Source organism: Candidatus Clostridium eludens (assembly GCF_045310515.1).
Taxonomy (GTDB): Bacteria; Bacillota; Clostridia; order Clostridiales; family Clostridiaceae; genus Clostridium_B; species Clostridium_B eludens.
In genome coordinates, this window is sequence record NZ_JBJHZX010000035.1 from 1 (window position 1) to 13,905 (window position 13,905).

13 protein-coding genes are annotated in these 13,905 nt (G+C 33.4%); all 13 read right to left on the reverse strand.

The genetic code is table 11. The features are described from left to right. Positions 1-395 (reverse strand): restriction endonuclease subunit S (locus ACJDU8_RS19090; RefSeq protein WP_406793761.1); only part of this gene is annotated, 395 nt, incomplete at its 3' end. After that, a complete protein-coding gene (locus ACJDU8_RS19095; RefSeq protein ID WP_406793762.1) occupies positions 385-663 on the reverse strand; it encodes a hypothetical protein in 279 nt (92 codons plus the stop codon). The genes ACJDU8_RS19090 and ACJDU8_RS19095, both read right to left, overlap by 11 nt. A gap of 33 nt (positions 664-696) precedes the next feature. Next, positions 697-2,010, reverse strand: a complete 1,314-nt coding sequence (locus ACJDU8_RS19100; RefSeq protein WP_406793763.1) for an acetyl-CoA hydrolase/transferase family protein — start codon at positions 2,008-2,010, stop codon at positions 697-699. A 1,135-nt stretch (positions 2,011-3,145) separates the two neighbouring features. Continuing rightward, positions 3,146-3,958 carry a CoA-transferase subunit beta gene (locus ACJDU8_RS19105; protein ID WP_406793764.1) on the reverse strand — a complete coding sequence of 271 codons (813 nt, stop codon included), beginning with the start codon at positions 3,956-3,958 and terminating at the stop codon, positions 3,146-3,148. Continuing rightward, entirely contained in the window at positions 3,959-4,933 is a 975-nt protein-coding gene (locus ACJDU8_RS19110; protein ID WP_406793765.1) for a CoA transferase subunit A, read from the reverse strand. 59 nt (positions 4,934-4,992) lie between these two features. Next, the gene (locus tag ACJDU8_RS19115) at positions 4,993-6,177 is read right to left on the reverse strand and encodes a M24 family metallopeptidase (RefSeq protein ID WP_406793766.1); all 1,185 of its coding nucleotides are present in this window, start codon (positions 6,175-6,177) and stop codon (positions 4,993-4,995) included. A gap of 33 nt (positions 6,178-6,210) precedes the next feature. Next, positions 6,211-7,185, reverse strand: a complete 975-nt coding sequence (gene meaB / locus ACJDU8_RS19120) for a methylmalonyl Co-A mutase-associated GTPase MeaB (RefSeq protein ID WP_406793767.1) — start codon at positions 7,183-7,185, stop codon at positions 6,211-6,213. Positions 7,186-7,187: 2 nt separating this feature from the next. Next, positions 7,188-7,592: a cobalamin B12-binding domain-containing protein gene (locus ACJDU8_RS19125; protein WP_406793768.1), complete on the reverse strand. Its 405-nt coding sequence runs from the start codon at positions 7,590-7,592 to the stop codon at positions 7,188-7,190. Positions 7,593-7,618: 26 nt separating this feature from the next. Next, entirely contained in the window at positions 7,619-9,301 is a 1,683-nt protein-coding gene (locus ACJDU8_RS19130) for a methylmalonyl-CoA mutase family protein (protein WP_406793769.1), read from the reverse strand. A gap of 214 nt (positions 9,302-9,515) precedes the next feature. Beyond that, positions 9,516-10,067 carry a cob(I)yrinic acid a,c-diamide adenosyltransferase gene (locus tag ACJDU8_RS19135; protein ID WP_406793770.1) on the reverse strand — a complete coding sequence of 184 codons (552 nt, stop codon included), beginning with the start codon at positions 10,065-10,067 and terminating at the stop codon, positions 9,516-9,518. Between the two features lie 404 nt (positions 10,068-10,471). Further along, positions 10,472-11,137, reverse strand: a complete 666-nt coding sequence (locus ACJDU8_RS19140; RefSeq protein ID WP_406793771.1) for a CoA-transferase — start codon at positions 11,135-11,137, stop codon at positions 10,472-10,474. A 22-nt stretch (positions 11,138-11,159) separates the two neighbouring features. Then, positions 11,160-11,882: a CoA transferase subunit A gene (locus tag ACJDU8_RS19145; RefSeq protein WP_406793772.1), complete on the reverse strand. Its 723-nt coding sequence runs from the start codon at positions 11,880-11,882 to the stop codon at positions 11,160-11,162. A 229-nt stretch (positions 11,883-12,111) separates the two neighbouring features. Beyond that, positions 12,112-13,752, reverse strand: coding sequence for a nucleoside kinase (locus ACJDU8_RS19150; RefSeq protein ID WP_406793801.1), 1,641 nt, complete (start codon positions 13,750-13,752; stop codon positions 12,112-12,114). Between the last annotated feature and the right edge of the window lie 153 nt (positions 13,753-13,905).

The window sequence follows — 13,905 nt, forward strand, 5'->3', positions numbered from 1 at the left end:
GAAACCAGTAGATCCTGAGTTTTCTCCCACATTAAATAATATTTTAAAAAAACCGGGTCTATAATATTATGCTTGGGTCTCATTATACAAACATGTTGATTTACTCTTCCACCTACTATATCCTCAGGTACTAAAGTACATCTTAAAGTAGAATTTACATTTGTATTAATCAGTAGGTCTCCCTGTTCTAATTCTATGGTTTTCATCTTTTCTGCCGTATCGGCTTCAATAAACACAAGTCCATTATAATCAAACATATTGTGACATACATTTTGACTTCTTACAAACGGGATTCCAGATTCTTTATAGATTTTCTTACCATCTTTTGGAGTAATTCCTCTGCTTATTTGGGAACAAACATCACCTAATCTAACTTTTTTACGACTATTCTCCATACCCCAGTTCCTCCAAATTAGCTTTTATTGCCTCATCCAACTCATTACTTTCCTTTATCTGTTTATATAGTTTATCTGTAAGTTCATTCATTTTCTTTTTAAAAGGAACATCATTACTTTCCACTGTGACTGTAACATAGTCATTGTTAGTTATGATCTCTCTAATTTCTTCTGTAGAGGAATTCTGAACATCCTTGTAGTTTTCTTCTTTTTTACCTGGATGATGAATATCAACTATCCTTTGAATTCCTTCTGATGTTTGTGCCATTATTACTTCCTCCTAAAGCTGTAAAGCAACAATTTAATATTTACAATTAAATCTATTTTCAAATTCAGTTATTAATTCATCTCTAAATTGAGGGTGTGCAATTTTTATAAGTTCCCTTGCTCTTTCTCTCAATGTTTTACCTTTAAGCCTTGCAATACCATATTCTGTGATTACATACTGAAGATCATTCCTTGAAGTGGTGATTGCCGCACCTTTACTCAAGAACGGAACTATTCTTGAAACCTTACCGCCTCCTGTAGTAGATGATATAGCAAGAACTGATTTTCCACCATCAGCCATACTAGCTCCTCTCATGAAATCAACCTGGCCACCTACACCACTTATCTGTCTTAAGCCTACACTTTCAGCACATACTTGTCCCATTAAATCTATTTCTACACAAGAATTTATACATACTAACTTAGAGTTTTTCATAACCACCATAGGATCATTTACATAATCTACAGGATAAGCTTCTACCATAGGATTATTATTAACAAAATCATATAGTCTTTGCGTTCCCATTAAGAAGGTTACAACTATCTTTCCAGGGTGAAGTGCCTTTTTCTTGTTTGTGATTACTCCAGCTTCAACTAATTCCACAACTCCGTCAGATATCATCTCCGAATGTATTCCAAGATCTTTTTTATTCTTCAAAAACAGGAGTACTGCATCTGGAATAGCGCCTATTCCAAGCTGGAGGGTAGAACCATCTTCTATAAGTGATGCACAATATTTTCCTATTGTTTTTTCCACATCCCCTATTTTAGGAGGTTTTAACTCAACCATTGGACGGGAACTTTCCACTATATAATCAATATCAGAAATGTGTATAAAATTATCACCAAAAACTCTTGGCATATTTTCACTTACTTCTGCAATTACAAGTTTAGCCTTTTCTGTGGCTGCCTTTATATAATCAGTTGATACTCCATAACTACAGAATCCATGTTCATCAGGCTTGCTTACTTTAATAAGTGATACATCTACAGGTATATAATCTTCTTTAAATAATCTTGGTATTTCATGAAAGAAACATGGAATATAGTCTGCTCTACCTGAACTGATAGCTTCTCTTGTTCCTCCTCCTACAAATAGAGAGTTGTAATGTATATGGTTTTCTACTCCTTCTTGAACATATGGTTCATTTTTAGTCATAGGTATCATATTATATAATTGTACACTTCTATACTTTTCCTTATTTTCAGCTAATGCTTCAAGAAGCGTCAATGCTGATGCACAGGCATTACCAAAAACCACCCTATCTCCACAACTTATTTTAGATACAGCTTCATCTGCGCTGACAACCTTACTTTTGTATAACTCCTCCAAATTTTTAAAAATCATTTTTAAAGCCTCCTTTTGAAAAATTGTTTTTATAATTTTTAAATAAAACTTTTTGTAACAATTAAACTTTAAAATTAAAACTTTATCTTATTTTCCATTAAATTATATTGTCTAGTTTAGGTAACGTTTTCTTTGCATGATGTTTTTATATAATATTATATAATAAAAATTGAATTTATAGTTATTTTATGGTATAATAAATTTATAAAATCGTTTAAACTCGTAAGTCACTTTTGTGAATAAGTTAACATAATTAATTATGACTTCACAAAGTAAAGTAACTCGATACAGAAATTAGTCATAAACTATTATTTCTACAATTTTATTTTAACATATACTATAATTTGTACTAATAGTCCTGCTTTTATACAAATCTATAATCTCATAAAAATAACTTTCAACACCACCTTTAAAATAAAATTTTTTCCCTAATAAATTGATAGTTTGTACCAATAAAATTAGCATTAAGCCATAAATTTAAGTTCTGAGGTTGAGCAAAATCTTTATTTCTGGTCAGAGTCATAGAGATTTATGCCAAGTCTTTAATTTAGGTTTTTTGCTTAAATAAAAATACCTTTTTATTTATTTTATAGAAAGGTAGTATATATTTATAAAAAGAGAACACCCAAAGAGTTCTCTTTTTATACCTTAAAATAATAATCTAAAGTTAGAAATAAGATACATCATATACTTAAGGTAATATAGAATCGAAATCTTCCCCACCGCAAGAATTAACAAAAATATTAGGCAGGTCTTCTAGCTCAAATTAATCCTAATTCCTTTGCATTTCCAGCAATATAATTAAGATTTTATCCCCTTATACAATAATGGTGGGCTACATTCTTACATTTTCCCTATTAACTGTTATAACAACACCTAATATTATGTATTAAATTTTCACAAAATACCTATCATTTATTGTAAAATATATCACATAAAATAATCAAAGTCAATATTAATATTGAATAATGTATAAATGCACATAAATAAAAAGTTAAGCAAATAATGCCATTAGAGAACTATCTAATATAACACTACTTGCTTAATATATTTATTAAAAAGACTACATAAGTATTATGATTTTGTCAGAGGCGCTCTTATTCAAGTAAAACCTTTTTTTACCAAGCAATAGACTTTATGGTAAAAAAATCCCTTCAGGATCAATTTTATTGTAAAGTAATTCAACTTGTTTCTTGGTAGGAGGTAATGTTTCTCCAGATACCCTTGACACATTGAGATCAAAACCAACATTTTCAGTAACATCCTTCACGGTAAATCCAGGATGTACTGTTTCAAGGTACATCTCTCCATTTTCATCAAAACGGAATACAGCCATATCGGTAATTACACCAGCAACTCCACCTTGAAAGTATGAACCATAAACTTCTTGTTTTGAACTCCATTCTCCAGAAGGCCATTTCCTTATTTTCCAGCCAGGTGAAGTTATATAATCAACATGCTCTTTAAATCTACGTTTTTCCTGTACCATAATAAATACAGTTCTTTTTGCATAAGCACAGATGTCGGAGTTACCACCACTTCCACTAAACCTTTTTTTAGGGTGATTATAATCACCAATTACTGTACAATTTACATTTCCATATTTGTCAATTTCAGCTCCTCCCAAGAACCCAAGATCAACATATCCTCTGCCAAGCTGACCATAAAATGCATCAAACAATCCAGAAGCTCTGGAAGCCTGATAAGCGCAACGTGCATCACCAACAGAAGTTGGCATATCTAACGGCCTTCCGTCAATACTACCTGCTTCATATACACATACAGAATTTGGAGCATGTTCATGTTGAGCCAAAGTTATGGCTAACATAGGTAATCCAGTTCCTGCAAAAACAACATCACCATCATGAACTTCCCTAGCAGCTGCAGCAGCCAATAAATCTATAGGTTTAAACTCACCTGGTTTACAGTATTCAGCAGAATTACTCATTTATCTCTTCCCCCTCTTTACCCTAGTTGAATAACCCATAATAGAACTTGCACGCAGTTCTTCTAGCTTTTTCACTCCCAATTTTTCTAGATATTCTTCCTGGCTGCTAACACCGAATATCCACTCATCAGCAAATTCATCAAATGCTTCCTGACTACGTACCTTATTAAAATTCTTTAAGAATTCGGCATCTGTATCATAGTAGAACTGTGATCCAGTTGGGTGAGCTGCCCATGGGCATTCAACCACATAATCAATCTGATAACCTGAAGCTATATTTGCAGTAGGATCTCTTCTCAAATATTCATCGGGTACAACTTCTTCACATATTACGATTACTTTTTTACAAGCTTTAATAACTTCTTCATCATTATAAGTCTGAGAGAGTACACGTACAGTGCCTTCATCGCCTACTATAGGTGCATAAACTAAACCTACATCAGGATTTACAGCAGGAAATACTGCACATTCTCCTCTACCAAAGAATGGATCATCTATCATTACATATTTTTTAGCCGGGATATTACGATGTTTTCCATCTCTTAGACCAGCTTTAGCTAACTGATCATATTCTGGATTGAAAATATCACTTCCCATAGCCAATGTACAAGGGAAAAATGGCAATCCCAATGCTCCTGCCATTAATCGTCCAGCATTGTGACCATGACTATAATCATCAACTAAAATTTCCCCATTAATCTGCTTACGTGATAAATTCTCCCCTATTTTACCCAGCATTTCCTGGCCCATAAAAGCGCCTTCCCATATTTTAACACAGCCTGCACCAATCAACAAATCACTGTGGAATCCACCCTGCACTTCAAATAAGTGTAAATCTTTTTTCTTTTGTCTAATTATTTCGTAGCAAAGCGCCACAGGACGTCTCCAAATAGTAAAACCACTAAAAGCAATCTGATCACCATCATTTATCAATGCAGCCGCCTCTTTTAGTGTAATTTTTTTAGGCTTACTCAATTTATATCCCTCTCTTTCTTAATCCATATTTACATATATAAACTTGATTTTCCGTAAAATTATTTCAGATAAGTAATTATTTCAGGAATTTTAGTCATATTTTCAGGTCCATCTTCTGTCATGATAAAACTGCTTTCTGTACCAATCGCTCCTTCCGGAAATACAAATTTTGGTTCTAATGCAAAAGCCATTCCTGGCATAATAGGCATTTTGAATCCTTTTGCCAGTACTGGCCATTCATCTAACTCCAAGCCAATTCCATGCCCCAAAAATTTAACCTTATCCTCTTTATAACCCATAAAGTTATCCTTATATCCCATTTCTTCTGCCATTTTCAGAGCAAGAAAATAGGGTTCCTCCGCTGATATTCCAGGTTTCATAGCTTTTACTACCTCTGATTCAATATAAACCGCATCTTCAAACGCTTTTACCATACGAGGATTAAGTTCCCCCATACAGAATATTCTCGTCTGATCACCCGCATAACCGTCAATAACACAAGTATAATCTATATAAACCACTTCATTACGGTTTACTTTTTTCCACCCAGCGCCCTGAGGAAAGGACAGCGAGACACCCGATCCTCCCACTGGTCCATCAAAAAAACTAGGATAAAATCCACTATCTCCTGTACATACATTGCCATAAAAGAAGTCCTGATTAAATGCTCTAGTTCTACAGCCTGAATAACCTCGCTTACGCATTTCTGCCTCAAATAATGCTGCCAACTCTATTTCTAACATCCCTTCTTTTAAAAAAGAAGGTACAGCCAAAAATGCCTTATCAATTACACTAACAGCATTACGTAAAAGTTCTATTTCGTAAGGCGATTTTATAGCTCTCATTCCTTTAACAATGCCAGAAACATCATAAAATTCAGCATTAGGGAAAATGTTTTTATACGTTTTATAAATATTAAATGGTATTACATCTAACTGAAATCCTATTTTTCTAAAATCTTTATAACCAAATTCTGATAAGATCTCAGGAATTTGTTTAGGATTTTTAATTGGCACAATATTTTTAAGAGGTGATTCATCTTTTCCTCGTCGTAAACTCCTCTTCACCATAAGTACCGGTTCACCACTAACAGGTACATACAGATATGAATTCTGAACCGTACCTGTAAGATAGAACATATCACTATTCAATAAAATAAATGCTCCATTAAGTTCTTGTTCTGTTAGCTTTTTTTGAAAACAGGAAATTCTCATATCAATTTCTGATTTTGGAGTATAGTTCATACTTTATTTTCCTCCTTGTACCTAAAACTACAATTACTTTATTAATTCCGTTTTCATATACCTTTGTGATACTTGCTCAGCTAGTGTATATGGATCCGCTTCTTTGCTAATTAATTTATTAATCATTTTTTCCATTTCTCCATCTGCATTAAGCTTGTTTAACACAGGCTGAAGAATATTGGCCCAGAGCACCTCATTCAGTTCAGCCGTGGCCTTTCGTCGCACACGACTAGATAAAAGTTCGCTTTGGACTAGATATTGATAATGCTCCTCTATCCTGTCACGTAATTCTTCAACATTTTGTGAAAATTTTTTAGGTTCATTAAAACCAGTTACTTTAACAACAGGTATTTTCCAATTCCCACTTTTCGAAGACATAGATATCATGTTTATCAGTTCCTGATAGAGCTTACCGGCACCATCTCTATCTGCCTTATTTATGACAAAAATATCGGCAATTTCCATTAAACCTGCTTTAATAGCTTGAATCTCATCACCCATACCAGGTACTAGAACAACCACCACTGTATGGGCATGATTTATAACATCTACTTCTTGTTGTCCCACTCCACAGGTTTCCACAATAATTTTTTCCTTTTTCAGAGCCTCCATGACATGGATTCCTTCACCAACAGCCTTTGATAATCCACCCATGTAACCTCTTGTGGCTAGACTTCTTACAAATACATCCTTATCCTCAGAATGATTCAACATACGAACTCGATCTCCTAAAATAGCTCCACCAGTAAATGGACTAGTTGGATCAACCGCTAATACACCAATAGTTTTTTTTTCTTTACGACATGCAGTTATAAGTTCATCAATCAATGTACTTTTCCCTGCCCCTGGTGCACCAGTAAGTCCTATTATGTGGGAGCAGCCAGCTGCAGTAAATAGTTCTCTCATAACTACATCAGTACCACTTATTTGATCTTCCAAGTTTCTTATGATATGAGAAGCTGTACGCACATCTCCTGATAGAACTTTTTTACTCAATTCATTCATCATGTTCACATCCTTGGAGTTACATTATTCTTAATCCAGTTAACAGTCTCTTCTAGAGGACTCCCTGGTGTAAAAATAGCCTTAATTCCTGCTTCATACAAAGCTGGCATGTCCTGTTCTGGGATGATACCGCCACCGAAAACACTTATATCTTCAGCTCCTTTTTCCTTTAAAAGCTTAGTTACTTCTGGAAATAAAGCCTTATGTGCACCTGATAAACAGCTTAGACCAACTACATCCACATCTTCCTGAATGGCAACGGATACAATTTGTTCAGGTGTTTGATGACAACCTGTATAAATTACCTCAAAGCCAGAATCACGGAAGCACCTTGCAAGTACTTTGATCCCACGATCATGACCATCAAGTCCTGGTTTAGCAAGTAATACACGAATTTTTCTATTTGACATAACATTTACCTCCCTCAGTTATTTGATTAATATATACCAGGATCACGGTATTCACCGTAAACATCTCGATAAACATTACAAATCTCTTCAACAGTTGCATAGCTTTTAACTGCTTCAATACAATAAGGCATAACATTATCACCTTTCTTACACGCATTTTCCAAGTCTTTAAGAGCTTTAGCAAGCTGATGGTCATCACGTTTTCTTTTTACTTCAGCCAAACGTTTAAGCTGTTCAGCTTCCACAGATTCATCAATTTCTACCATTGGAATATCTACTTTTTCATCCTCTTCAACATATTTATTAATACCAATAAAGACCTTTTTCTTTGCATCAATCTGCTGTTGGAACTTATAAGCCGCATCAGATATTTCCATTTGTGGATATCCTTTTTCTATAGCTGAAACCATTCCACCCATTTCATCAATCTTATTAATATACTCCCATGCCTTCTCTTCCATTTCATTAGTAAGAGATTCAACGAAATATGATCCAGCTAATGGATCTATAGTATTAGCCACACCAGTTTCTTCTGCTAAGATTTGCTGGGTTCTTAAAGCAATTTGAACCGCATGTTCTGAAGGCAGACATAAAACCTCATCTAATGAGTTAGTATGAAGCGACTGAGTTCCTCCCATAACGGCTGCTAATGCTTCAACCGCAGTTCTGATAACATTGTTATAAGGCTGTTGAGCAGTTAAAGAACATCCCGCAGTTTGAGTATGGAAACGCATCCACCAAGAACGAGGATCCTTAGCTTTAAAACGTTCACGCATAAGCTTGGCCCACATTCTACGTGCAGCCCTCATTTTGGCAATTTCCTCGAAAAAGTCAATGTGAGAATTAAAGAAGAAAGATAATCTTGGAGCAAAATCATCAACATTCAATCCTTTACGCCTAACAGCATCCTCTACATATTCCACACCATCTCTCAAGGTGAAAGCTAACTCTTGAACAGCAGTTGATCCAGCTTCCCTAATGTGATATCCACTTATACTTATAGTATTCCATCTAGGTACATATTTGGTACCGAACTCAATAGTATCACTAATGAGCTTTACTGAAGGTTCAGGCGGACACATAAAAGTCTTCTGGGCAATAAATTCTTTTAACATGTCATTTTGAATAGTTCCGCTTATCTTAGTAAGAGGAATACCCTGAATTTGTGCTGATGCACAATACATAGACCACAATATAGTTGCTGGAGGATTAATAGTCATAGACGTACTTATCTTATCTAAAGGGATCCCCTTAATGAGATCCTGAAAATCTTCAATAGTATCTATAGCCACTCCGCACTTTCCAACTTCACCTTTAGCTTTTGGAGAATCACTATTATAACCCATAAGAGTTGGGAAATCAAAAGCCGTACTTAAACCAGTCTGCCCCGTAGATAAAAGATAATGCCATCGTTTATTAGTTTCTACAGCTGTACCCATACCAGAAAACATCCTAAATGTCCAATATTTCCCACGATAGCCAGTAGGATGATTGCCCCTTAAAAATGGATATTGACCTGGATATGCTATATCGTTTTCAAAACTTGTATTTTTAACATCTTCAGGACCATATATTCTCTTTATCGGCAAATCAGAAACCGTAGTCCATTCTTCTTTTTGATCTGCATGTTTAGCAACTGTCTTTTTAACTTCTTCTTCCCATTTTTTGTATAACAAACTAGATTTATCAAGAAATTCTTTATCAAACAATTTCTATTCCCCCCATTTCTTAGTTTAGAGAAATATCTTACAGAACCTCTCTATTAAGTAGTAATTTATAAATATATTTCCCGGCTAATAGCGCGGTTACATAAGATACTTTTTTAAATCAAAACCTATAATTTCTTACTAAGCTTTTATTAAAAAATCAAATTAAAATTAATAACAATAAGCACTTAAATATACTAGAATTTTCAGCTAACAATTAGTATTCTATGCCAGCCCGACCTTCAATTCCAGCTTTATAATGATGCTTAACTTCATTTACATCACTTACCATATCTGCAACCTTTTTGATTTTATCCGAAGCATATCTCCCGGTTAATAACAAGGTTAACTCAAACGGCTTTTTCCTAATTAAATCTATTACCTCTTGTTCAGGAATTAACTTGAAATCAACAGCAACATTAATTTCATCTAAAACAATTAGGTCATATTGTCCACCTTGTACAGCCTCTTGAGCCTTCTGCATACCCTGTTTAGCAAGATCAAGATCTACTGGATCCGGGTTATCTTTCGTTACAAAACTATCAAGACCACATTGAATAATTGTAAGATCCGACAAATATTTTTCTGCAGCCAGAACCTCCCCATATTTTCTTCCTTTCATAAATTGAATAATCAGTACTTTATACCCATGACCAATGGCACGTAAAGCTTGACCAAATGCAGATGTTGTTTTTCCTTTACCATTACCCGTAATTACCATTACTAATCCTCGTTCAGTAACAATATCTTCTGGATATAATGTCCACACATTCTCACCTTCTTTCTTAAATTATTTTAGTCCTGAGCATAACTCTACTGCACAGATAAGAAATAATTCCTTCTTATCACTAAAATATATATCATAGGATTTTCCCTTGTTTAGACATAATTTTTACAAATTACTGAAAACAAAAATATAAATGGGAATCCTCTATGTATCAGCATTAAGACCCTCTCTAGATATTCATAATTCCATAAAACTTGTTATTTTTGTTCTTTTTTTAACAATCTTATATCCTCTGCTATAACTTTCCATTTTATCTCCATTTATTTTATCAGATACTTTTGATTTTTGCAATATAAAAAATTTAATTTTTTCCACTTATACAAAAGTATTGATTAATATAAATATATTTAACTATAAATATATTTATGATTATAATTAAAATTTATTTATAGAATATGACTTACCTTTAAATTATCTGAAATAATTAACTTAGCTTCAGTATTTTTAATTACTTCATTTACCGTGCTTTTTTGAGCTATTTCTTTTAAAACTAGTCCTTCATCCGTAACTTCTATTACAGCTTGTTCTGTAATGATTAAATTCACTACCCCAACGGCTGAAATAGGTAAAGAGCATTTTTCCTTAATTTTAGACAAACCATTTTTAGATTTATGTGTCATAGCAACTACTACTTTTTTAGTTCCCACAAGTATATCTATAGCTCCTCCAAACCCCGGTACATATTTGTCATTTCCATATGGGATTCCCCAGTTAGCTATGCTTCCACCTGAATCTACTTCTAGGGCACCTAATATTGTTATATCTACATGACCTCCTCTTAATATTAAAAAAGATGTAGCTAAATCTACTATAGAACATCCTGGTAATGCAGTTATCGGTGCTCCACCCGCTCCACAAAAAAACGGATCATCTTCTCCATACTTTACACTTGATGTAAAGTTTAAGGCTCCACTTTCAGATTGTAATATAACATTTACTCCATCTGGAATGTAGTTTGCCGCTAAAATAGGAATGCCAAATCCAAGATTAGCTATCATTCCATCTTTTAATTCTTGAGCAGCTCTTTTAGCTATTTTATTTTTTATATTCATTCATAATCCCCCTATCAAAATATCATTTGAACTTATATATCCTATTCCACATTTGCCTCATCTTATACTGATACTGCTCATAACTATATCCCACACATATTGCATTAATAAAAATTCCAGGAGTCTGTATCTCCTCTGGACTGATCTCTCCAGTTTCCACTATTTCTTCAACTTCGGCTATTGTAATATCTGCAGCTGCTGCCATTATTGGGCTGGCATTAGGTGTACCTCTATAAACAAGATTCCCCATCTTGTCCGATTTCTGCGCTTTAATTATAGCTATGTCCGCTTTTAAAGGAGTTTCTAACAAATACTCTTTTCCCTCTACTTTTATTATTCTCTTACCTTTTTCTATTAATGTACCTACTCCCACAGGTGTTAAAATACCTCCTAATCCTGCTGCAGCGCAGCGCACTTTTTCAATAAAAGTTCCTAAAGGATAGTACTCAACTTCAAGCTTATCTTCTATATACTGTTTTACTGCAGTTGGGTTGGTTCCTATATGAGAACCTATAAATTTCTTTACAAGCCCATGATCAAAAAGCAGCCCTATATCGAATCCTCCCCCTGGAAATGAGTTTGTTGAGGATATAAGTGTTAACTCACTTATTTGAAGCTCCACCAGCTTATCCACTGCCATTAATGGTGTATTACTTCCCAAGAATCCCCCAAACATAACACTTGATCCATTTTTTACATATTTTTTTATTGCTTCTTTAATTTCTAGAATTTCTGACATTTTCATATTGTCCCCCCTTATAATACACGTTAATCTTAGCTCATAGTAATTATTTTCCACAACATATGTTCCATATCATTTTATTGCAAATAAATACTATCTGTCAACAAATGGGTATATTCCATGTTAGCAATGGCAGTCTTAGGATAAGTTAGATAACATATAAAGATAAATATTAGTATAAATGATAAAATAGCTGCAAATAATGCAGCTATTAGAAATTATATATTAAGCTTTAAAAACAACTTCCTCCTATAAATTCTCTTAAGATAGAATTATCAGGAACAAATTTTATATCTACAGATTTAAAAAAATGGAGAAAACTTTTAAGTCTTGATGATTCATAGTATACAGGGCTGGAATTTTTTATTTTTAATAATTCTTCCAAGGCATAATCTTTTAATACACAAAGCTCATACACTAGGGTAGAATTAAACATAACATCAGCATTTTCCTGAAATACAAATATATTCTTCTCTTCTCCCCTCTTTATAGAAGGCCACATCTTCAATGTATCTTCCCCGCTGAATCCCCTATAAAGACGATCCCTGACAATTCTCCTTATTATTCTCACATCGGTGGTAGCTATTCTATTGTGATTATCTACATTCAACTGGGTGAGAGCACTTATATATATCTTAAACTTATTTTTGGCCAGTATAGCAGAAGTCAACATTTCATTTAATCCATGTATTCCTTCAACTATAATTACGCCATTAGCTGGAAGCCTTGCCTTTTTACCGCTCCACCTTCTCATTCCTTTTATAAAGTCGAATGATGGAATCTCAATTTCCTTTCCCTCCATAAGAGATTCTAAATGTCTATTAAAAAGCTTTATATCTATAGCATGTATAGATTCGAAATCATAATTCCCATTTTCATCTCTAGGAGTATGTTCTCTATCTACAAAATAATCATCTAGTGAAATTGGAATTGGCCTAATGGCATTTACCCTTAGTTGTATTGAAAGTCTTCTTGCAAAGGTAGTTTTCCCTGAAGAACTTGGCCCTGCAATTAATACAATTTTTACATCTTTTCTTGCAGTTATCATGTCCGCTATATATGCAATTTTCTTTTCATGAAGGGCTTCTGCCACTCTTATCATACTTACAATTTCTTTACTCTCTACTATATCGTTTAAAGAACCTACATCACCTACATCTAATATATTACCCCATTGTTCAGTTTCATAAAATATTTTACTTAACTTTTTATATTCCATAAACTCAGGTAAATTACAAGGATCCGACTCTATAGGATATCTAAGCACAAATCCTGGTTCATAATACATTAAGTCATATAATTTCAATATCCCTGTAGAAAATGCCATAGAGCCATAAAAATAATCATATCTTCCATCTAATTCATATAATTTTACTTTTTCTCCATCTATATGCTTTAAAAGTCTAACTTTATCTTCCATATTATAACTCTTAAAAATCTCTATAGCTTCTTCTTTTTTCATCTCTATCTTCTTTATGTATATATCTTTTTTTATTATCTCATCCATTTTGTTCTTTATAAGTTTTATATCTTCACTGGAAAGTGGAGTATCTTTATGGATCTCCCCAAATATACCTTTACTTAGTGAATGTTCTATAGTAACTTTAGCTTCTGGAAATAAATCATATACAGATTTAATGAGTACAAATTGAAGTGTCCTTACATAAGCTTTATTGCCTAAGTTATCTTTTATGTTTACAATTTCAAAAGTTCCAGATTCATTCAGTAAATTAGTAAATTCAAAATATTTCCCGTTTACCCTAGCTAATACTACTGGTATATTTTGAGTAGGATAATTATTTTTAAATATTTTATATAAGCTAGTTCCATACTTGACTAGTATATCTTTGCTATTTAGTTTAAGTTTCAACATATTGTCTTGTTCTTTTTGTTGAAAATCGTCAATATCTTCAATCTTTAATTCAATCTCTTCATTGCTCATATAAATTTCAACTCCTTTAGTAATATTATTATACTTTATATTTAACCGAAAATGTGCTAATTCTACTTATAATTTTCTATGTTA